The sequence below is a fragment of the Neobacillus sp. NRS-1170 genome, from assembly GCF_050468025.1.
The window spans coordinates 1-22,023 of the sequence record NZ_JBITPF010000042.1 but is presented as its reverse complement, the minus strand read 5'-3'; the positions used below and the strand labels follow the sequence as shown (position 1 = coordinate 22,023).

Below are 22,023 nucleotides of genomic sequence, written 5' to 3'. Positions count from 1 at the left end.
CAAACTTACAATCTTTCCTTTACAGAATTATATCCGGGAGCTCAATGCCCCAAGTGTAAAAATTTCCATATGGATTATTATTCTGGAAATTGGCATTGCTCTAATTGCAACCACACTGCTAAAAATGCTCATCTTCCAGCTGTTGACGACTTCCAGCTAATCCATCGAACGATTACGCGTAAACAATTTGGAGAGTTTCTTCATATACCCTCAAGTAGAATAGCGGGAAACTTGTTGCGATCCCTTAACCTCCCATCCACCGGCAGCAAACGAACAACTCAATATTATCTCCCGCCAGGCTGCATACTTTCCCCGCCCAAGGAAAACGATATGAAAAAAGGGGAATTTTTCACATGAAACTTCTGCTTGCCTTGCTTCTGGCCTTTCAACCTTCAAAAATCCTAATTCATCCACCGATTCCAAAAACAACATCAATTGCCATAGTGGTTCTGGATAAGCCGCAATCCGAACAGGAAATCGGAGAGCTCATCCGCCCTTACAAAAATGTAAAGCTGCGCCGCATTTTTCGTGAGGCCCTTAACGGTTTTTCCATCGAAGGCAGCCCAGAGAGCATAGAACAGCTTGCCACACAAAAACCTATCCTAAACGTCTCGCCAGTCGTCCAATACCAGGCCGAAACCGAGGAAAGTGTCAAAATCATCGGCGGCCAAGAAGTGCGAAAGTATTTTGATCAACAAAATGAACGATTAACGGGAAAGGGAATTAAGGTTGGCGTCATCGATACCGGCGTTGATTATACGCACCCCGACCTGCAGCGAAATTATGCCGGCGGTCACGACCTCGTCGACAATGACCGCGACCCAATGGAAACGAAGGCCATTGGCAGAGCGACCATCCATGGTACCCATGTTGCCGGAATCATTGCTGCTAATGGAAAAATTAAAGGTGTAGCCCCCGAGGCGAAGATCGTCGCTTACCGCGCGCTCGGCCCGGGCGGAGGCGGTACAACGGAGCAGGTACTCTCGGCCATCGAACAGGCAATCAAAGACAAAGTCGATATTGTGAACCTTTCACTCGGGAACGATATCAACGGCCCCGACCTACCGATAAGTCTAGCACTTAACCGAGCCGTTGAAAAAGGAATCGTTGCCGTGGCGGCTTCCGGCAATTCCGGGCCGAATGTGTGGACTGTCGGTTCACCTGGTACCGCCTCGAAAGCCATTTCCGTCGGCGCCTCGACACCGACGATGAAAATCCCGAAATTATTAATAGAAGGAAACCGGGATAAATTCCGGATTCAGCCGCTCGAGGGCTCGGCTGAATGGAATCTGGACCGTTCCGCAGAATTAGTCGATGGCGGCATCGGCCGGCCGCAGGACCTTCAAAACGTCCAAGGCAAAATTGCGCTGATCAAAAGAGGCACAATAACGTTTAGCGAAAAGGCGGAAAATGCCCGTAAAGCCGGGGCGAGGGCAGTGTTAATCTACAATAATATGAATGGCAGCTTCATGGGGAACTTGGAAACTTCGATGACCATCCCGGTCGGAGCACTCGCGAAGGGTGACGGAGTCTTTTTTAAAAAAGAATTAAGTAAACGAAGGATCCAAGCAAGGCTTGTGGTCACGGAGGAAGTGGACCGGCTGGCGGACTTCAGCTCGCGGGGGCCGGTGACGGGGACGTGGGAGATTAAGCCGGACCTGCTTGCGCCGGGAGTGGCGATTAATTCGACGGTTCCGGGCGGATACTTGAGCCTGCAGGGGACAAGTATGGCGGCGCCGCATGTGGCCGGGGCGTGTGCGCTGATTAAGCAGGCACATCCGGACTGGACGCCGGAGCAAATTAAGTCGGCTTTGATGAATACGGCTAAGCCATTAACGAAAGCGGCCGCCTTTTATCGCACCTACGAACAAGGGGCTGGACGGATTCAGGTGGATGAGGCGGTTAAGACGGAATCGCTCGTCACGCCAAGCTCGCTTCATTTTGGCAAGTTCAATGCTGAGGATGTTCATAAGTCCATCCTTAGAATAGAGAACACAAGCAGACGCACCATCCGATACACGTTTGACATCCCGCACTATGTCGACGGGCTCGAATGGCGGCTGCCGCTGGCGTTTACCTTAGAGCCGAAGCAAACCAAGGATGTCACGGTGGAGTTAACGGTGGACCCGGCTCTCTTCAAAGGAAAGGTTCAGGATGGATATTTGAGTCTTCAGGCGGGGGCAGCCAAGGTTCGGATTCCCTACCTCTATGTACTCGAAGAACCCAATTACCCGCGGGTGATGGGCTTTGAATTTGGTGAGGGAGATCAGCCGGGGCAGTATAAATATGAGGTATATTTGCCGGGCGGCGCGGAGGAATTCGGGATTGCGCTATTTAACCCGGAGGATTACCGGTTCATTGGCTTCCTCGACACCGGTACCAATCTAAAAAAAGGGCAGCTTCAAAAAGAGCTCACGGAAGAGCAGCTGCCGCCAAAGGGAACATACTTGGCCAAAATCTTTGCCAAAAAGTCCGGCAAAGAGGATTTTATGGAGGCGATGATTACCATCCCGAACTAGAATTATTTCCCGAAATTTCTGAAAACATTGTTCACAAAATAGACACAAAAAGGTCAAAAATTCTTCAATATTTACAATACAATGATAGTGGAAACTTAATCATCAAATTGCCAAAAATCATGGGAAATTGTTTGTGGTATATTTCACGTAAAGTCATTGACTTTGACAAGTCGCTATTGTATGCTAACAAAGGGTGTAAAATGATAGGGTTTTCACATAATTGATACATTTTAGACGTATTAATTTACCTCTTACCCGCTTGACATTCTCTTGGAGAGAGGATCGATAGTATGCGTCAAAATAACCGCAACCCATTTCAAGCTATGGCTTTAATGTCCGCAATTGTCTCCCAGTTAGTTGGTTCCATTCTCATAGGTATATTTGCAGGAAGATGGCTGGATAGACATTGGGGTACCGAGCCCATTTTCTTAATAGTCGGTTTGCTTTTAGGACTTGCAGCAGGAACGTATTCCATGCTGATTTCAATCCGCCATTTTTATTCAGGAGAAAAATAACGATGCCAGATTTTCGAAAGATGTACAACAGGCAAAAGAAATGGATTTTCTACTTGTTGTCCATTTATGTTCTTGGCTGGGGTTTCACCGAATACAAAACAGTGTTTCTTGGACTGATTCTAGGGACTGTGTTCAGTTTCCTGAATCTTTGGTTATTGGTGCGGAAAACTGAAAAGTTTGATAAAGCTGTTTCAGAAGGGAAGAAGGTACGCTCCCTGGGGTCGCTGCAAAGGATGGCGACAGCCGGAATCGCGGGCGTAATTGCTCTTCGATACCCTGAGTATTTCCACATCGCTTTTGTAGTGGTAGGACTAATGACATCCTATATTGTCATTATGATAGATTATTTTTACCATGCGTTGCATGTACATAAATAATGGGAAGCGAGGTGAGTTTACATGCATCATGGAGCTCCTGAGTTTGAATTTATGGGTCTTTGGTTTAATGGTGCCAATATCCTGATGATTACGATTGCAAGTTTGGTTGTTTTTCTAATTGCCGTGCTTTCTACCCGCAGGCTTGCAATGAAACCAACAGGAATGCAGAACTTTTTAGAATGGGTGCTTGACTTTGTCAAGGGCATCATCAACAGCACAATGGATTGGAAGGAAGGCGGCAGATTCCACGTCCTAGGGCTGACACTTATCATGTATATTTTTGTTTCCAATATGTTGGGTTTGCCATTTTCAATCGTCATTGACGAGAAATTATGGTGGAAATCACCAACTGCAGATCCAGTCATAACCTTGACTTTAGCCTGTTTGGTGGTGGGGTTATCCCATTTCTACGGCGTCAAGCTAAAAGGCGCAAAGGGATATGGAGAAGGCTTCTTCCAGCCGATGAAATTCTTATTTCCGTTGAAAATCATTGAGGAATTTGCGAATACCTTAACACTTGGTCTGCGTCTTTACGGGAACATTTACGCCGGTGAATTACTACTTTCACTTTTGGCAGCAGGATTAGCCCATCAAGGTATCGCCGGTATGATAGCAGCAGTGCCGCTGACACTTGTATGGCAAGGTTTCTCTGTATTCGTCGGCAGTATCCAAGCTTACATCTTCACTATGTTAACAATGGTTTATCTGTCCCATAAAGTCAGCCATGACCATTAATATATTAAATAAAAAAACTTATTCATACAATTTTAAGGAGGAACAAAATAATGAATCTTATAGCAGCAGCAATCGCAATCGGTTTAGCAGCAGTAGGTGCAGGTATCGGTAACGGTCTAATCGTAGGACGTACAGTAGAAGGTATCGCTCGTCAGCCACACGCTCGTGGTCTATTACAAACAACTATGTTCATCGGGGTAGCATTAGTTGAAGCCCTTCCGATCATCGGTGTTGTAATTGCGTTCATGGTATTGAACCGATAAAATGACAAAAACTCCAGATGGCGAAGCGCGTAAAAACTTCGCCATTCATTTATGTCTGTTATTTTAAAATGGTTGTTTTACTATCGCTTTAGCGACTCTTGAAAGGAGTGAACCCGGGGTGTTAACGAACAGTCTAGTATTGGGGGCTGCAGCGGAAGCTGGCCACCATGTAAATTACGGAGATATTATTTTCCAGCTTATTATGTTTATCGTTTTGTTAGCATTGCTTAAAAAGTTTGCTTGGGGTCCTTTAATGGGCATTATGAAGCAGCGTGAAGAGCATGTTGTTAGCGAAATCTCTGCGGCTGAATCAAGCCGTGCGGAAGCGAAGAAGCTTTTAGAAGAGCAAAGAAGTCTTTTAAAAGAAGCGCGTGCAGAAGCACAAACCTTAATGGAAAATGCGCGCAAGCAAGGCGACCTTCAACGTGAAGAAATCGTTGTTGCGGCCCGCTCTGAAGCAGAACGCATTAAAGAAGCTGCCAAGCTTGAAATCGACCAGCAAAAAGAGAAAGCTGTTGCCGCTATCCGCGAGCAGGTTGCTTCTCTATCTGTTTTAATTGCTTCTAAAGTAATTGAAAAAGAATTGACGGCACAAGATCAAGACCAGCTGATTAACGAATATCTTAAAGAGGCAGGAGAAGGGCGATGAGCAACTCTATGGTAGCAAAACGCTACGCGTCAGCTCTTTTTCAAATTGCAAAAGAACAGCAGATTCTAAGTAACGTAGAAGAAGAACTTCGCGTAGTACGGGAAGTCTTGGATTACAATGCTGATTTAAAGGCTGTTCTAAAATCTTCAAAGCTTACAAATGAAAACAAAAAGGAAATCATCCGCAATGCGTTTTCAACTGTAAATGCTTATGTTTTAAATACGTTAATGATTTTAATCGACCGCCACCGCGAAGATGAAATCGTTGAAGTAGTAAACCAATTTATCGAGCTTGCAAATGAGGAAATGGGCATTGCAGAAGCAAAAGTCTACAGCATTCGTCCGCTGACAGATGTTGAAAGAGAAGCTGTTTCCACAACCTTTGCTGCTAAAATTGGCAAGAAGTCATTAAGAATTGAAAATATCGTGGATTCCGATTTGCTCGGCGGCATCAAGCTCCGCATCGGAAATCGTATATATGACGGCAGCTTGCGCGGCAAGTTGAACCGTTTAGAACGTAAATTGTTAAGCTAAGACGAAAAGCGGAAGCGACCGTTTAGCGACGTATGGACTGGAGCGCTTCGACTGAGATAAAGGAAACACGAAGAGCGAAGTACACTAGTCGCTGGGAGCTGGACATCACTCAAAGTCGAACATAGCAAATAGAATAAGCAAAGATTTAGATAGGGGTGAAACTCATGAGCATCAAAGCTGAAGAAATCAGTGCCCTGATAAAGAAGCAGATTGAAAACTATCAGGCAGAAATTCAAGTTACTGATGTCGGTACAGTTATCTCCGTAGGTGACGGTATCGCTCGTGTTCATGGCCTCGACAATGTCATGGCTGGAGAACTTGTTGAATTTGCAAATGGCGTTATGGGTATGGCACAAAACCTTGAAGAAAATAACGTCGGTATCATTATCCTTGGACCTTTCACTGAAATCCGTGAGGGTGACGAGGTTCGCCGTACAGGACGCATCATGGAGGTTCCAGTTGGTGAGGAACTAATCGGACGCGTGGTAAACTCTCTTGGACAACCAATCGATGGGATGGGTCCAATCAATACAACAAAAACACGCCCAATTGAGCAAGTTGCTTCAGGCGTAATGGCTCGTAAATCCGTTCATGAGCCGCTGCAAACTGGTATTAAAGCGATTGACGCGCTTGTACCTATCGGCCGCGGTCAGCGTGAGTTAATTATCGGAGACCGTCAAACAGGTAAAACATCTGTTGCGATCGATACAATCTTGAACCAAAAAAGCGAAAACATGATTTGTATCTATGTTGCAATCGGTCAAAAAGAATCAACTGTACGTAACGCAGTTGAAACTCTTCGTAAGAATGGCGCATTAGATTACACAATCGTTGTTTCAGCTTCTGCATCACAACCAGCTCCAATGCTATTCTTAGCTCCATATACGGGTGTATCAATGGCAGAAGAGTTCATGTACAACGGCAAGCACGTGTTAATCGTATATGATGATTTATCTAAGCAAGCGGCTGCATACCGTGAGCTTTCCCTATTACTTCGCCGTCCTCCAGGTCGTGAAGCATATCCAGGGGATGTTTTCTACTTGCACTCCCGCTTACTAGAGCGTGCTGCGAAATTGAACGACACACTAGGTGCCGGTTCAATCACAGCATTACCGTTCATTGAAACACAAGCAGGTGACGTTTCTGCTTATATTCCAACAAACGTTATCTCCATCACAGATGGACAAATCTTCTTGCAGTCTGACTTATTCTTCTCTGGCGTACGTCCAGCGATCAATGCCGGTCTTTCTGTATCCCGTGTAGGTGGATCCGCACAAATCAAGGCAATGAAAAAGGTTGCAGGTACACTGCGTCTTGACCTTGCATCATACCGTGAGCTTGAAGCGTTCGCTCAGTTCGGTTCTGACCTTGATAAAGCAACACAAGCAAAGCTTGCTCGTGGTGCCCGTACGGTTGAAGTATTGAAACAAGACCTTAACAAGCCGCTTTCTGTTGAAAAGCAAGTAGCGATTCTATATGCATTAACACGCGGATTCTTAGATGATATTCCTTTAGTAGATATTCGTCGCTTTGAATCTGAATTCTTAAACTGGTTAGACCACAACCGCAAAGAGGTGTTAGACCATATTACGAAGACGAAGGATCTTCCTTCTGATGACGATATGGCTTCTGCAATCAACGACTACAAAAAGACGTTTGCAGTTTCCGAATAAGTATAGGGTCTGACATAAGTTTCGGCACCAGCACCTTATTTATTAGGTGCTGATGCTAAACATTCTTTGAATGAGGGTGGTGAGAACCTATGGCATCATTACGCGATATAAAAAATAGTATTAATTCTACGAAAAAGATGAGTCAGATCACCAAAGCGATGGAGATGACGTCAGCTGCGAAATGGAACCGCGGCGTTATGAATGCAAAGTCATTCGTACCGTACATGGAAAAAATCCAAGAAGTAACGGCGGCAATCGCTTCGGGTGCACAAGGTGTGGCTCACCCAATGCTTGAAACCCGTGAAGTAAAGAAAACGGGTTATATTGTTATGACATCCGACCGTGGTCTTGCTGGTGCGTTTAACAGCAACGTCATCCGTCGTGTCTTTCAAACCATTCAAGAACGTCATAAATCGAATGATGAGTTTGCGATTATTGCAGTCGGACGTGTGGCACGTGACTTTTTCTTGAAGCGCGGTATTAATGTGGCTCTCGAGATTACCGGGGTTTCCGATCAGCCGAGCTTCAACGACATAAAAGAAATTGCTTCCAGTACGGTTGGCATGTTCGCAGACGGCACGTTTGATGAACTATATATGTACTACAGCCATTATATCAGTGCGATATCTCAAGAAGTAACAGAGAAGAAGCTTCTTCCGCTTTCGGATATCACTTCTTCAAAAGAGCTTGCTTCTTATGAATTTGAACCGTCTCCAGAAGAAATTCTCGAAGTTCTCCTGCCGCAATATGCAGAAAGCTTAATTTACGGTGCTCTTTTAGACAGTAAAGCAAGTGAGCATGCTGCCCGGATGACAGCGATGAAGAACGCAACTGATAATGCGAAAGAAATGATCAAGAACTACTCACTTATTTACAACCGTGCCCGTCAGGCAGCGATCACGCAGGAAATTGCCGAAATCGTTGGCGGTGCGGCGGCATTAGAATAGAAATGCGGAAGCGCCTTGGCGCTGCAGCTGGACAGTAATCAAAGTCATATTAGTGGGTTGGCGTGAGGCCAACCTTGCAGTATAAATAAATTTTTCGTGAGGGATTCAACAATCAATCCCTCACGGATTTGTTCAAAGAGTAAGATAGGAGGGAAAACGATGAACATTGGACGCGTTGTTCAGATTATGGGTCCGGTTGTTGACGTTAAATTTGAAAACGGCAAACTACCTGAGATCTATAACGCTTTAAGAATTAATTCCAAAGCGCGTAATGAATCAGAAGTTGATATCAACTTAACCCTTGAAGTAGCCCTTCATTTAGGTGATGATACAGTTCGTACAATTGCGATGGCTTCTACTGACGGTTTAACTCGCGGTTTGGAAGTACAGGATAGTGGTGCACCGATTTCTGTACCGGTTGGGGATCCAACTCTTGGCCGTGTATTTAACGTATTAGGTGATGTTATTGACTTGAAGGAAGAGATTCCTGCAAGTGAGCGCCGTGATTCGATTCACCGCGAAGCGCCAACTTTCGAAAATCTTTCTACTGAAGTAGAAATCCTTGAAACTGGTATTAAGGTAGTAGACTTGCTTGCACCATATATTAAGGGTGGTAAGATCGGTCTATTCGGTGGTGCCGGTGTAGGTAAAACCGTATTAATCCAGGAATTAATCAACAACATCGCTCAAGAGCACGGTGGTATTTCTGTATTCGCCGGAGTTGGTGAGCGTACACGTGAAGGTAATGACCTTTACCACGAAATGACGGATTCAGGCGTTATCAAGAAAACTGCGATGGTATTCGGACAAATGAACGAGCCGCCAGGAGCACGTATGCGTGTTGCCTTGACTGGTTTGACAATGGCTGAATATTTCCGTGATGAGCAAGGACAGGACGTTCTTTTCTTCATGGATAACATCTTCCGTTTCACGCAAGCAGGTTCTGAGGTATCCGCGCTACTTGGCCGTATGCCATCTGCGGTAGGTTACCAGCCGACTCTTGCTACTGAAATGGGTAAATTACAAGAGCGTATCACATCTACTAACGTAGGTTCTGTTACATCGATCCAAGCGATCTACGTACCAGCCGATGACTATACTGACCCGGCTCCGGCTACTACTTTCGCTCACTTAGATGCAACTACTAACCTTGAGCGTAAGCTTTCTGAGATGGGTATTTACCCTGCGGTGGATCCTCTTGCATCGACTTCTCGTGCATTGTCACCTGAAATCGTTGGCGAAGAGCACTACTCTGTAGCTCGTAAATTGCAGCAAACATTACAGCGTTACCGTGAATTACAGGATATCATCGCGATCCTTGGTATGGACGAACTTTCTGATGATGATAAGTTAGTCGTACTTCGTGCGCGCCGCCTGCAGTTCTTCTTATCACAAAACTTCCACGTTGCTGAACAGTTCACTGGACAGCCTGGATCTTATGTACCTGTTAAGGAAACTGTTAAAGGATTCAAAGAGATCCTTGATGGTAAGTATGACCACCTTCCAGAAGATGCGTTCCGCTTAGTCGGCCGTATTGAAGAAGTGGTTGAGGCCGCAAAACGCATGGGTGTAGAAGTCTAAGCCTGGCAGGAGGGTAAAAAATGAAGACAATTCGTGTCAATGTTGTTACTCCCGATGGCCCGGTGTATGACTCAGAAGTGGAAATGGTGATCGCAAAGGGTATTGCTGGTGAATTAGGTATTTTGCCTGACCACATTCCTTTGGTTGCTCCGCTCGAGATTAGCGCGGTTCGCCTGTTGAAGGATGGGAAAGAAGATTTGGTCGCGGTTAGCGGTGGATTTTTAGAAGTCCGTCCTGATCAAGTGACAATCTTAGCCCAATCTGCTGAAAAAGGTTCAGAAATTGATGTTGCACGTGCTCTGAAAGCGAAGGAACGTGCCGAGCAGCGTCTTCAAGATCAGCGTAAGGATCAAGTCGATTTCAAGCGTGCTGAGCTTGCCCTGCAACGCGCCATCAATCGCCTCGCCGTATCGGATAAAAAATAATTTGGTTTTAATGGAACCCCTCCAGTTTTTGGAGGGGTTTTTTGCGTTTATTGAATTTTTTATGGACAAGCCTCACCAAATGTCGACATTTATTAAAAAAATTTAATTTACAAAAGCCCAGGTTTACTGCTAAGATATTAATGGATTCAAAAATTGAATTAATTCATAATATGAACATTTGGGAGGCGCCACATGGAGAATCAATATACAGTACGTGAAGCGGTTATTTTAGCGGCAGGAAAAAGTGTGGATTTTGAAGAGCCGGTAAGCCTGCTTGAACTTGATAATAGTAATTTGTTAACAAGGAATCTAAATCTATTAAAGCAAAAGGGAATTGAAAAAATCGTTATCGTGACAGGCTATAAGAAGGAAGCATTTGATTTCTTGAAGCATGTTGAAGGGGTATATGTAACGGAAAATGACAAGTACAAGTGGACGGGTTCGATGGCATCACTTGCCTGTGCAGCGGGGTACATAACAGGCGATTTCCTGTTGGTTGAGCATGATATCTACACGGAAGAAGATACTTTTGATCAATTACTAGAAAACAGCCAAAGGTCCTGCATTTTGCTTACAAATGAAACAGGGTCCGGGGCAGAGGCTTTTGTTGAGATAAAGAACGGCTATTTATATAAAATTTCAAAGGACATCGCACAATTTAACAAAATTGATGGAGAAATGGTTGGTATTAGTAAGCTTTCCTTTGACGTTTTCTCCAAAATGATAGAGGAATATAAAGATAATAAAAACCCGTATTTAAACTATGAATACTTACTGTTGGATGTCGCGAGAGAGTGCAATGTCGGCTTTGTAAAAATGAATGAATTAATCTGGACAGATATTGATACCCATGAGGATTATGTGAATGCCAGAAACGTCGTGCTTCCAAAACTGAAGCGTAAGGAAGCGCAATTTAAAAAAGAGCAAATTCATGAACTGGTCACAAAAGCGTTAAATGTAACCGAAGCTGAGATTGAGAGTATCGTACCTTTTGGCGGTATGACGAATAAAAACTACAAAATCACGTTAACAAATCAAAAGGACTATGTGCTGCGAATTCCTGGTGTGGGTACCGAAGCGATGATTAATAGATTCGCAGAAAAAATCAATTCTAATTTGGTAAGTGAAATTGGCATCGACTCGCCATTAATTTATTTTAATGCCGAGACTGGTGTGAAGATCTCTGAGATTATTCCAAATGCCGAAACGTTGAACGGGAAGATGTGCAAGCGGGAAGACATCATGGCGATGACAACGGATCGATTACGCACGCTGCATCAGTCCAATATCCCTATGGAAAATACGTGGGATGTATTTAAGGAAATGGACAAATATGAAAACTTAGTCGTCGAGGCGGACGGCCAATTTTATGAAGGCTATGAGGACGTACGCAGTCAAGTGAGGGAAATCGAGCGGATTTATAAAGCGATGAATATTCAGTTTGTTCCTTGCCATGTTGACCCTGTTGCCGAAAACATGGTGAAAAGCGGCGATAGACTATACCTAATTGATTGGGAATACAGCGGGTTAAGCGATCCAATGTGGGATATAGCGGCTCACTCAATGGAAAGTGTGTTCTCTCCTGAAGATGAGGAATTGTTCCTATCTATTTACTTTAACGGAGAAGAGGTTACAGAAGAAATCAAAACAAGAATCTTGATGAATAAGATTTTCCAGGATTTCTTATGGAGCACATGGACAGTCATTAAGGAAGCGGCCGGTGATGATTTCGGTTCATACGGAATTCACCGTTTCAATCGTGCAATAGAAAATATTAAGAAGGTTTTAGGGGAGGGGAAAGTGCTTGAATACAAAAACTAAAGGAACTATAGCTGCCGTCATTTCTGCAATGACTTGGGCGCTAGATACGGTTTTTATTGGAGTGATTCTAGCTCATACTTTATTTGTGTCAACGGAGCAAATTATCTTTTTAGCACCGCTAATCAGTACCTATTTCCATGATGCTTTTTCAGCAGTCTGGGTAATGATTTATATGGCGTTTAAAGGGGAACTAAAGAACTCGTTCGCGAAAATGAAGACTCGCAGCGGCCGATATGTCATGCTGGCAGCATTAATGGGCGGTCCGGTCGGTATGACCTGTTACGTGTTAGCTGTAAAATATATCGGGGCTTCGTACACTGCTTCGATTTCAGCCGTCTATCCGGCTGTGGGCGCCTTCTTTGCCTTCTTATGGTTAAAGGATAAACTTTCAATTAGAAACTGGATCGGACTTTTTGTAAGTATCCTCTTTATCTTTATTTTAGGTTACTCAAGCGGGGGACTTGGACCTAACGCTACATTAGGGTTCATCTTTGCTTTAGGTTCAGTTTTTGGCTGGGGAATGGAATGTGTCATCTGCGCCTATGGCATGAAGGATGAGGAAGTAACACCAGAACATGCGCTACAGATTAGACAAGTCACTTCTGCATTGGTATTCGGATTGATCATCATTCCAATCTTTGGCGGCTATTCAGTAATCGGGGACATTATCATGTCTAAAGAAATGATCTATATTGCATTAGTCGGATTATGTGGCGCAGTTTCTTACCTAGGCTATTACAAAGCGATTAACGAAATTGGACCGACTAGAGCAATGGCCATCAATATCACCTATGTTTCTTGGACGATTTTCTTCGGGTTTATCTTCTTTGGAAGTCCGGTTACAGCAAAATTGCTACTTTGTAGTGTCATGATTATTGTAGGTTCAATTATTACTGTCGCAAATCCAGATGAACTTAACTTCAAAAAATTGTTCAAAAAGGCAGCAGCTTAATTTGCTGCCTTTTTGGCTGAAGGAGAGAGGGGATACATAATGGGTAAATTGGATGGAAAGGTAGCCATCATTACAGGTGGAGCAGGCGGAATTGGAATTGAAACGGCCGGGTTATTTTTAAGAGAAGGCGCGAAGGTCGTTTTAGTAGGTCAAACCGAAGAAAAACTGATCAAGGCTAAGGCAGAATTGGATGCCCTTGGTGAGGTAATGGTTGTTCAAGCGGATGTTTCTGAGGAAGCGGACACTGTGAATTATGTCAGAACGACAATGGACCATTTTGGCAAGATTGATATTTTCTTTAACAATGCGGGTATTGAAGGGCCGATTTGTAAGCTAGTGGATGTATCGGTTGAGGATTTTGATAAAGTGATGAATGTCAATGTACGGGGTGTGTTTTTAGGCTTAAAGCATGTATTGCCGATCATGATGGAGCAACGAAGCGGCAGCATTATTAATACTGCATCAGATGCCAGCTGGATGGGGTATACCGACTTAGGGCCGTATGTAGCGGCCAAGCATGCTGTCGTGGGGTTGACTAAAACCGCCGCCAATGAAGCGGCGCATGCCAATGTCCGAGTCAATTCGGTTCATCCGACAAGTGTGAATACAAGAATGATGAGGTCAATTGAAGAGGCAATGAACCCTGGTGAATCAGAAAAGGCAAGGGAAATGTTTGCTGGGCTGATTCCATTCGGTCGTTACGCGGAGCCGATTGATGTTGCGAACCTGGTATTATTCCTCGCTTCTGATGATAGTTCCTTTATTAGCGGCAGCCAGCATCGGATTGATGGCGGGATGTCGGCGAATTCAAATTAATAGTAAAACTAACTTGGCCAGTCCTTTGACTGGCTTTTTTTCTTTTATAAACATCTATATGGGATAGTGTTGAGAAAATTTTAATAATATTTTAACTATTATATTTATTGATTTTATGGTATTTTATCTAATAAATAAACTATTGTAGTATACCTATATTAGTTTTGTAATTGGAGAGGAAGCTATATAAAAAATAATTTGAAAATTCCCCTTATTTCGATATTGACTTCAAACGTTATAGTATGTAATATAATCTTATAATACAATTGAACATGAGATATAACGTGTTCCATAGAGAGGGAGGCTAAAGAGCTGCAATACTGAACCTATTCAAAGATGAAAGCGTTTTAGATCAGTTGTATAAGGAATAATTAATTGGGGGTATGTATGTGAAACGTTGGTTTACTCTAGCAGTTGGTATATTCATGGTAATGTCATTAATACTAGCAGGATGTTCGTCAAGCAGCTCTACCTCATCCAAATCGGAAAATGGAAAGAAAACGATCACATTTTTCTACCGCTGGCCAAATGAGCCGTACAAAACATATTTTAATAGTGTGATTAAAGAGTTTGAAAAGCAGCATCCAGACGTTCATGTTGAACAAGTAACTGCGTTAAACGATGATTACAAACAAAAGGCAAACGTCCTTCTTGGAAGCCAGAATCCACCGGATGTTTTCTTCACTTGGGCCGGAGAATATGGTCAGAAGTTTATCCGTGATGGAGTAGCTTTAGATCTTACAAAATACTATCAAGACGACAAAGCTTGGTCAGACAATTTAATCGCATCACAGGTGAAATTCTTCCAAAAGGATGATAAAACCTATGGTGTTCCACTATTTACCGACAGTAAACTATTCTTCTACAACAAAGATCTATTTGATAAATTAGGTTTGAAAGCACCTACTACATGGGATGAGTTTATCACTGTACTTAAAACCATTAAAAAGAGCGGTCAAACTCCAATCATCTTAGGAAATAAATCACCATGGGCAGCTGCTCACTATGTAACAGCATTGAATCAAAGAATTGTACCGCAGGACGTGTTAGCAAAGGATTTAAGCTTTAAGGGTGCAGAGTTCACCGATCCTAGTTATGTTGAGGCATTAAAGAAGCTGGATGAATTACGACCTTTCTTTAATGAAAATCCAAATGCGACTGCACATGATGAAGCAAGAAACTTATTCCTTGGCGGCAAAGCTGCCATCATGTTCCTAGAAACACAGGAAATTACGTATATGAAAAACGCTGCATTTAAATGGGATTCCTTTAAAGTACCGACCATCGATGGTGCTAAAGGCGACCAGGGAGGCTTAATCGGAGCTCCAGAAGGATTTATGGTTCACAGTAAATCAAAACACCCTAAAGAAGCAGTCCAGTTCTTAGAGTTCTTAACTTCTAAGGCAAACGGGGAAAAATTAGCTAAGGATACCGGTATGCCAAGTACGGTTGAAGGAGCGGTTAATGCCAATACCGCAACGGAAGCTGATGTAAAAGCGATGGATATGATTAAAGAACAGCCAAACATGCTGATCTGGACAGACAGCGCATTAGATACTCGAATTTTCAAGCCTTATGGTGATGGCGTTCAAGCTATGATTGGCGGCACGATGAAGCCTGAACAAATCATGAAGGCCGTCCAGGATGCAGCGAAGCAAGTGAAGTAATCAAGAATAATGAATTCTAGAAGGTGTCGGTTAATAGGAAACTAACTTCCTATTAACCCGACATTTTCATAGATGTTGATGGGAGGGGTATGGATGCGTAGAACGAGAATAGTCCCGCTTATATATATGGCACCTGCCTTATTGATGCTGGCCCTATTTGTATACTATCCTTTGGTTCGAAATATCATTAATGGCTTTTATGAATGGAACCCATTCACATTAGATAGAAGCTTTGTTTCACTAGATAACTATACACGCTTGTTTAAAGATCCCGTCTTCTTCACGGTACTTAAGAACAATCTCCTATACGCCATTATCTCCGTTATCCTCCAGGTTGGGCTAGGATTAGTGATTGCAGCGATATTAGAAGATAAGATTTTCAGGAGATTTTCCACCTTCTTCCGGACAACCTTTTTTATCCCGGTTCTCATTTCAATGACGGTTATTGGGATCCTCTTTAGCTTTATCTATAATCCAGATGTCGGCTTGCTAAATAGCTTTCTAAGATTGGTAGGTTTGGGTGAATGGACGGAAGGATGGCTAGGGAATCCAAAAACATCTATTTTTGCTGTCATTGCCGTTTCCCAATGGCAAAGTATCGGTTATACCGTTATGTTGTATGTGCTGGCTGTTCAAAAAGTCCCTGGAGAATTATATGAAGCTGCTACCATCGATGGAGCAGGGAAAATCCGGACTTTTTTCAGCATTACTGTTCCACAGGTAAAAGAAATGACGTTTGTTTTATTAATCTATACGGTGACAGGTTCTTTCTTGGTGTTCAGTGAGGTGTATGTATTAACAGCTGGTGGTCCAAGCAACTCATCACAAGTGTTTAGTACATATCTATATCAGAAGGCGTTTATTGACAATGAACCTGGGTTTGCTTCAGCGATTGCAAACGTGATTTTGGGTATCACACTCATTTTCTATTTTATCCAAAATAAGTTCTTAAAAACAGGGGAGGAGTAAAGATGAAGCCGATGGAAGCACATGAAGATTCACAAATGGTTAGTCCCGGCGGAAAGGTCTTAAAGTTTCCGAATAAAAACTTTAAGGCTTCCAAAAGAAAGCCAGGCATATCAATTACAGTCGGACTAATCTTTCTTTTCCTTACTCTATACTTTATTGCCATTGCCTATCCTTTATTTTGGATGATTGTCAATTCTTTTAAAAATACGGCCGAGATTTTTAACGACAGTTGGGGACTTCCGAAAGAATGGCTCTTTTCAAACTATACGACCGCCTGGGAACAAGGGGTTTCCAGCTACTTCGTCAACAGCTTGATTATCACGGGAGGCACGTGTATTCTGACGGTTTTAATCAGTGCAGCCTGTGCCTTTGGTTTGACTCGCTATCAACTTAAAGGCGGCAAATTCCTGCTGCTTTTCGTTTCAGCCGGACTGATGTTTTCACCTCAGAGCAGTTTAATCCCTCTTTATGAATTAGTTCAAAAAATGGGGATTTTTGATACACATTGGGCTCTGATATTAACCTTTACGGCTTATCGGATTCCATTAACGGTTCTATTAATCCGGTCCTTCTTCTTGTCGATTCCGAAAGAGCTGGAGGAATCCGCGTTTCTGGATGGGGCTACAAGCTTGGATGTATTCACAAGAATCTATATGCCAATGAGCAAACCGATTATGTTTACGGGTATCATTTTAACCGCTTATTATGCTTGGAATGAGTTTTTATTTTCGATCATCTTTATTCAAACAGAAGAATTAAAGCCGATAACTTCTGGTCTATTAGTCTTTAAAGATGCGCTTAATACTAACTGGGGAGTTTTAATGGCTGGGTTGGTTATATCCGCACTGCCACTGATTATCATCTTTATTTTCATGCAGAAATATTTTGTCCGCGGTCTGGCTGATGGAAGCGTCAAGGGATAAAAGGGGGAATATCCCCCTGATTCTCAAGTAAATATATAACGTATTATAATGTATTACATATAAATCAAAGGGAGTGGAAGCAATGTTGAATTTTAACAGGGAAAAATATCTTACAGTAACTGGCGGCGCTGTGGGCCTTAGAGAGGAAATTGAGAAGGTTGCGGACCAGGTTTTTGAAAAAGGGTTTAAAAATATTTTCTTAATTGGTTCAGGCGGGGCGGTAGCAACCTTTTATCCGTTTGAATATATGATTAACTCGACATCGACGATTCCTGCCTATGCGGAAATCGCAGCGGAATTTGTGCTGCAGAATCATAAACAGTTTACTTCAGATTCACTTGTGATTCTTTCGTCACTATCTGGAACGACAGAAGAGACGGTCGCTGCAGCAAAATACTGTAAAGAAAGGGGAGCGACAACGATTGGCTTGACAGGCGAGTACAATAAGCCGCTTGCTGATACGGTCGATTTTCCATTAGTAAATTTTGCAGAAAATGATTTTGCCAGCGATTCCAACCAGTTAGTGCTCTATTTGTTGATTTTTAAACTAATGAATAAAAATGGCGATTTCCCTAACTATGAGGCATTTGCTGCGCAGTTAGAAGCTCTCCCTGAGAAGTTAATCGAGGTAAAAGAACAGTTCGAAGCTAGGGCAGAAGCGTTTGCTGTTGCCTATAAAGAGGAGCCGTATCATATGGTGGTGGGTTCCGGGTCAACTTGGGGCCGCGCTTACTCCTATGCAATGTGTGTGTTGGAGGAAATGCAGTGGATCAAAACAAAATCGATTCACGCAGCAGAATTTTTCCATGGTACATTGGAGTTAGTCGATGAAGACACAAGCATGATTCTCTTAACGGGTGAAGATGAAACGCGCCCGCTGATGGAGCGTGTGGAGCGCTTTTCAGAAAAGTATACGAAGAAAGTAACTATCCTTGATACGAAGGATTACGAGTTAGAAGGGATCAGCAAGGAGTTTAGAAAATATTTTTCACCAATTGTAACGTCCACACAGCTGCAAAGACTCAGCGTGCATTTAGAAGACAAACGCAATCACTCGTTAGAGATTAGAAGATATTATCGTACAGTGACTTATTAATAATTTACGGAAAGATACAATTTTTCATTGTATCTTTCTGTTATTCAATGAATAGGAGGAATGGGTCATGAAGTTAATAGCAGTTGGAGATAATGTAGTAGATTATTATGATGATCGCGGCGAAATGTTTCCGGGCGGAAATGCCGTCAATGTAGCGGTATTTTGGAAACGGTATGGCGCCGAGAGTGTTTCCTATATAGGAATTGTTGGGAATGATGAAGAGGGCGATCATATCGTCAGTTCGTTAAAGCAGGAAAATATCGATGTTTCCCGGGTTCGTAAAGTGTTTGGACCATCAGGTGAGGCTGTAGTCACTTTAGATGAGCATGGCGATCGGAAGTTTGTAGGTTCGAATAAAGGCGGAGTTCAAAAGCTTGTAAAATTGAATTTTATAGAAGCAGAATTGGAGTTTATTAGTTCCTTTTCACTGCTGCACACAAGTGTATATAGTTATATCGAAAATGAACTGCCTTTATTAAAAAAATACATTGATATTTCCTTTGATTTTTCAACAAGGTACGAAGATGAGTATTTGAAGCTGGTTTGTCCGCATGTCAAATTTGCGATCTTCTCCGGAGGCGATTTAACGAAGCAAGAGTGTGAAGCGCTGATCGCCAAAGTTCATGCGGCAGGAACACCAAATGTGATCGTAACCAGAGGGTCGGAAGGATCGGTATTCTCGGATTCCCGTCAGGTTTATGAACATGGAATTGCCGAGGCTGATGTTGTTGATACACTAGGAGCCGGCGATACGTTTGTGGCTGTATTCTTAAAGGAGTATGTCCAGCATGGTGATGCTAAGGCCGCGATGCAAAAGGGTGCTGCGGCTGCGGCTGAAACGTGCGGACGCTTTGGCGCATTCGGCCATGGCAAGAAGCGGGAGAAAAGGATTGCGATTGGGTAACCGATGTGTTTGAAGGGGGCCGGTCCTATGGGGCTGGTCTTTTTTTCGCCGCAGGGTTCTCTACGTGAACGAAAAAGTCCGGGAGCAGAGGAAATGGTCACGTAGAAAGGTTCTACGTGCCCGAAAAAGGAGAGGAGCGAGGAAATGGTCACGTAGAAGGGTTCTATGTGCCCGAAAAAGGGCAGGAGCAGAGGAAATGGTCACGTAGAAAGGCACTACGTGCCCGAAAAAGGGCAGGAGCAGAGGAAATGGTCACGTAGAAAGACTCTACGTGCCCGAAAAAGGGCAGAAGAAGATAAACCGGTCACGTATTGTCTTGTGATGGCCTAAAACAACAGTAAAGAAAAAGCCCCTCAAGCCATACTCGAGGAGCTTCCAGTAGATTAGTATTCAACCTTCCACATATAACGTCTTTTTGACAGCGGATGGTTGCGGGCTTCTGCCAGCTGTTCCGCATATCTGCGGAGAACATTATTTAATACCAGCGGAGCAATATAGCCTTTTAATTCTTCGTCTATGCCTGTCAGATCAAGATCCTTAGCGTCTAAAACAACCAATTTTTCACCGTATTTTTTCGAGAAATCCAATGCTCTCTCATCAAGAGGACGGGTTTCATCCAAGCCAAGCAGAATAATAAATGGTACATCCTTATCGATAATCTCGAATGGACCGTGGAAATATTCGCCGGAGTGAACGGCATTGGAATGGATCCATTGCATTTCCATCAGGATACAAATCGCATAGGAGTAAGCAATTCCATAGTTAGCTCCGCTCGCCATTGTATAAATGACTTTTTCATCTTTGTAATCCTGACCAAATTGTTGTGCCTTGCTTTCATATTGCTTGTTTGATTTTTCAAAAACAGCCTGGAGATTGTGTAAGCTGTTGATCAATTTATCAAACTTATCGTTTCCTTCTAGTACGTTTAAGGCACCTAAAGTTAATTGATAAAGCAAACCTAAATTTGTATTAAAGGCAATAGATTCTTCGCCCCATTCATATTTAACAACGAATTCGCTTTCCTGTGCCAGCGGAGAAGTTGGCTGGTTCGTAAAACCAACAGTTAATGCACCTTTTTGACGGGCAAATGTCGCCGCTTTAACTGTTTCAGGTGTTGTACCTGACATGGAGCATAGGATAACCAATGAATTTTCACCAAGTTTTCTAGGGTTGCGATGAATGAATTCATTTGAACTGTAAACATCTGAAGAAACATTAAGGGCTTCACGGTCCATTATGTACTTATTTGGATACATAATGGCAGAAGAGCCGCCGCATGCTACAAAAATTACGTGGTCAATCGTACGTCCTTTCAAAGCATCTAATACTGTTTGAACCTGTGGATCTACAACTACTTGTGAATTAACCATTCATTTTTCCTCCTTAGAACCTTTGGTTTGAAATATAATAATACATTATATAACATTATATTAACCACCCATAAAATAATTGTCAATCTTTTTTGAACATTTAATTTATTGTTATGATGAAAATTTATATTAAATTGACTTATAACATAATATAATGTTATATTTATTTTGAATATTTTTAAAAAAAGGGGAGGGTAAGAAGCGTGGTAAAGAGCACCAGGACCAGCTCACGGGATGAAAAAACAAAATTGATAGCTTAAGTGAAATTATATATACTTATTAGTGACGATAATTAAAAATATAACGGGATTTTGGGGGGAAACGCCTAAATTTAAATTTAGGCATTGTTCATAGGGGGCAGGTGAAACAGATGTTAAAACAGGATGATCAAATTCCATTGTATATCCAATTAAAGGAGTCTATCCGCAGCTCAATCGTAAATGGAGATTTAAAGTTTGGTGATAAAATTCCAACTGAATTAGAGTTGAGCGAAGAATATAAAATTAGCAGGATTACGGTTAGAAAAGCCATTGTCGAATTGGTAGAAGAGGGCTACCTTGTAAAAAGGCAGGGTAAAGGGACATTCGTAAACAAAAGGAAAATAGAAAGAAAGATTGTCCATTTTTTAAGCTTTAGTGATGCTTGTAAAGCGAACGGCCTGACAGCGAGCAGCAAAGTCATTAAAAAAGAAATTATCCAGCCAACCTCAAAGGATCAAACAATGCTCCAGCTTGAGGATGGAGATGCGCTGTTATTTATTCAGAGAGTACGATATGCCGGCGATTCGCCAATCATGATTGAAAACAACTATTTTTCCTATAAAGAATATCACTCTTTATTAAATGAAAATTTAGATGGCTCCATTTATAAGATATTGGAAGAAAAACTTGGCGTAAAACCAGCCGGTTCAAGCGAACTTTCCTTGGAGATTGTCAGGGCAGGCGATGAAGAAATGGGGCTGCTCAATATCTCAAGCGGCGAACCTCTCTTTTTCATGGATACAACGGTCACAGATGAGAGCGGCCAGCCTGTTCATAGAGGAAAACAGTATATATTAGGGGACAGCTATAAATTTATCTTGAAGCAATAATCATATGAAAGCGCTTTGATATCTTGAAATAATAAAAAGCCGAGATTACTCTCGGCTTTTTATATTGGCTCTGTTAAACGATATTGTTGTTTTTTATACTCTGTTGATTGGAGCGGAAGGCGCTCGAATCCTGCGGGAGTACGGGGCAGGTGAGACCCCACAGGCGCTTAAGCGCCGAGGAGGCTCACCGGCACGCCC

The 22,023-nt window shown here is 42.7% G+C and carries 22 protein-coding genes; 21 read left to right on the top strand and 1 reads right to left on the bottom strand.

The window, feature by feature from the left end:
* Positions 1 to 353: 353 nt before the first annotated feature.
* The 20 genes from ACIFOT_RS19435 to ACIFOT_RS19340 all read left to right on the top strand — a co-directional run bounded on the left by ACIFOT_RS19435 (position 354) and on the right by ACIFOT_RS19340 (position 19,625).
* Entirely contained in the window at positions 354 to 2,519 is a 2,166-nt protein-coding gene (locus ACIFOT_RS19435; protein ID WP_430066993.1) for a S8 family serine peptidase, read from the top strand.
* A gap of 290 nt (positions 2,520 to 2,809) precedes the next feature.
* A complete protein-coding gene (locus ACIFOT_RS19430) occupies positions 2,810 to 3,034 on the top strand; it encodes an AtpZ/AtpI family protein (RefSeq protein WP_289987487.1) in 225 nt (74 codons plus the stop codon).
* A gap of 2 nt (positions 3,035 to 3,036) precedes the next feature.
* A complete protein-coding gene (locus ACIFOT_RS19425; protein WP_289987485.1) occupies positions 3,037 to 3,411 on the top strand; it encodes an ATP synthase subunit I in 375 nt (124 codons plus the stop codon).
* 21 nt (positions 3,412 to 3,432) lie between these two features.
* Entirely contained in the window at positions 3,433 to 4,146 is a 714-nt protein-coding gene (gene atpB / locus ACIFOT_RS19420) for a F0F1 ATP synthase subunit A (protein WP_430066992.1), read from the top strand.
* A 50-nt stretch (positions 4,147 to 4,196) separates the two neighbouring features.
* The gene (gene atpE, locus ACIFOT_RS19415; RefSeq protein ID WP_223594889.1) at positions 4,197 to 4,409 is read left to right on the top strand and encodes a F0F1 ATP synthase subunit C; all 213 of its coding nucleotides are present in this window, start codon (positions 4,197 to 4,199) and stop codon (positions 4,407 to 4,409) included.
* Between the two features lie 118 nt (positions 4,410 to 4,527).
* Positions 4,528 to 5,058 carry a F0F1 ATP synthase subunit B gene (locus tag ACIFOT_RS19410; protein WP_430066991.1) on the top strand — a complete coding sequence of 177 codons (531 nt, stop codon included), beginning with the start codon at positions 4,528 to 4,530 and terminating at the stop codon, positions 5,056 to 5,058.
* On the top strand, positions 5,055 to 5,591 hold the full coding sequence (locus tag ACIFOT_RS19405; protein ID WP_430066990.1) for a F0F1 ATP synthase subunit delta: 537 nt from the start codon (positions 5,055 to 5,057) through the stop codon (positions 5,589 to 5,591). Before ACIFOT_RS19410 ends, ACIFOT_RS19405 begins: the two co-directional genes overlap by 4 nt.
* Before the next feature lie 164 nt (positions 5,592 to 5,755).
* The gene (gene atpA / locus ACIFOT_RS19400) at positions 5,756 to 7,264 is read left to right on the top strand and encodes a F0F1 ATP synthase subunit alpha (RefSeq protein WP_430066989.1); all 1,509 of its coding nucleotides are present in this window, start codon (positions 5,756 to 5,758) and stop codon (positions 7,262 to 7,264) included.
* Between the two features lie 89 nt (positions 7,265 to 7,353).
* Complete coding sequence (atpG, locus tag ACIFOT_RS19395) at positions 7,354 to 8,211, top strand: ATP synthase F1 subunit gamma (RefSeq protein ID WP_430066988.1); 858 nt, start codon at positions 7,354 to 7,356, stop codon at positions 8,209 to 8,211.
* Positions 8,212 to 8,370: 159 nt separating this feature from the next.
* A complete protein-coding gene (gene atpD, locus ACIFOT_RS19390; protein ID WP_430066987.1) occupies positions 8,371 to 9,792 on the top strand; it encodes a F0F1 ATP synthase subunit beta in 1,422 nt (473 codons plus the stop codon).
* A gap of 20 nt (positions 9,793 to 9,812) precedes the next feature.
* Positions 9,813 to 10,217, top strand: coding sequence for a F0F1 ATP synthase subunit epsilon (locus ACIFOT_RS19385; RefSeq protein ID WP_430066986.1), 405 nt, complete (start codon positions 9,813 to 9,815; stop codon positions 10,215 to 10,217).
* A gap of 192 nt (positions 10,218 to 10,409) precedes the next feature.
* Positions 10,410 to 12,038 (top strand): NTP transferase domain-containing protein, encoded by a 1,629-nt coding sequence (locus ACIFOT_RS19380; protein ID WP_430066985.1) that lies wholly within the window; start codon positions 10,410 to 10,412, stop codon positions 12,036 to 12,038.
* Complete coding sequence (locus ACIFOT_RS19375; protein ID WP_430066984.1) at positions 12,022 to 12,990, top strand: DMT family transporter; 969 nt, start codon at positions 12,022 to 12,024, stop codon at positions 12,988 to 12,990. The genes ACIFOT_RS19380 and ACIFOT_RS19375 overlap by 17 nt, the downstream gene beginning before the upstream one ends.
* A gap of 39 nt (positions 12,991 to 13,029) precedes the next feature.
* On the top strand, positions 13,030 to 13,806 hold the full coding sequence (locus tag ACIFOT_RS19370) for an SDR family NAD(P)-dependent oxidoreductase (protein WP_430066983.1): 777 nt from the start codon (positions 13,030 to 13,032) through the stop codon (positions 13,804 to 13,806).
* Between the two features lie 383 nt (positions 13,807 to 14,189).
* Positions 14,190 to 15,473, top strand: coding sequence for an ABC transporter substrate-binding protein (locus ACIFOT_RS19365; protein ID WP_430066982.1), 1,284 nt, complete (start codon positions 14,190 to 14,192; stop codon positions 15,471 to 15,473).
* A 93-nt stretch (positions 15,474 to 15,566) separates the two neighbouring features.
* Positions 15,567 to 16,442: a carbohydrate ABC transporter permease gene (locus ACIFOT_RS19360; RefSeq protein WP_223594874.1), complete on the top strand. Its 876-nt coding sequence runs from the start codon at positions 15,567 to 15,569 to the stop codon at positions 16,440 to 16,442.
* 2 nt (positions 16,443 to 16,444) lie between these two features.
* Positions 16,445 to 17,365: a carbohydrate ABC transporter permease gene (locus ACIFOT_RS19355; RefSeq protein WP_430066981.1), complete on the top strand. Its 921-nt coding sequence runs from the start codon at positions 16,445 to 16,447 to the stop codon at positions 17,363 to 17,365.
* Between the two features lie 82 nt (positions 17,366 to 17,447).
* The gene (locus tag ACIFOT_RS19350) at positions 17,448 to 18,461 is read left to right on the top strand and encodes an SIS domain-containing protein (RefSeq protein WP_430066980.1); all 1,014 of its coding nucleotides are present in this window, start codon (positions 17,448 to 17,450) and stop codon (positions 18,459 to 18,461) included.
* A gap of 67 nt (positions 18,462 to 18,528) precedes the next feature.
* Positions 18,529 to 19,365 carry a PfkB family carbohydrate kinase gene (locus tag ACIFOT_RS19345; protein ID WP_430066979.1) on the top strand — a complete coding sequence of 279 codons (837 nt, stop codon included), beginning with the start codon at positions 18,529 to 18,531 and terminating at the stop codon, positions 19,363 to 19,365.
* Positions 19,366 to 19,481: 116 nt separating this feature from the next.
* Positions 19,482 to 19,625 (top strand): hypothetical protein, encoded by a 144-nt coding sequence (locus ACIFOT_RS19340; protein WP_430066978.1) that lies wholly within the window; start codon positions 19,482 to 19,484, stop codon positions 19,623 to 19,625.
* 123 nt (positions 19,626 to 19,748) lie between these two features.
* Here the strand turns inward: ACIFOT_RS19340 and ACIFOT_RS19335 are convergent, their stop codons facing one another.
* Positions 19,749 to 20,735 (bottom strand): SIS domain-containing protein, encoded by a 987-nt coding sequence (locus ACIFOT_RS19335; RefSeq protein ID WP_430066977.1) that lies wholly within the window; start codon positions 20,733 to 20,735, stop codon positions 19,749 to 19,751.
* Between the two features lie 370 nt (positions 20,736 to 21,105).
* Here ACIFOT_RS19335 and ACIFOT_RS19330 point away from each other — a divergent pair, with 370 nt between their 5' ends.
* On the top strand, positions 21,106 to 21,825 hold the full coding sequence (locus ACIFOT_RS19330; RefSeq protein ID WP_430067001.1) for a GntR family transcriptional regulator: 720 nt from the start codon (positions 21,106 to 21,108) through the stop codon (positions 21,823 to 21,825).
* Positions 21,826 to 22,023 lie beyond the last annotated feature (198 nt).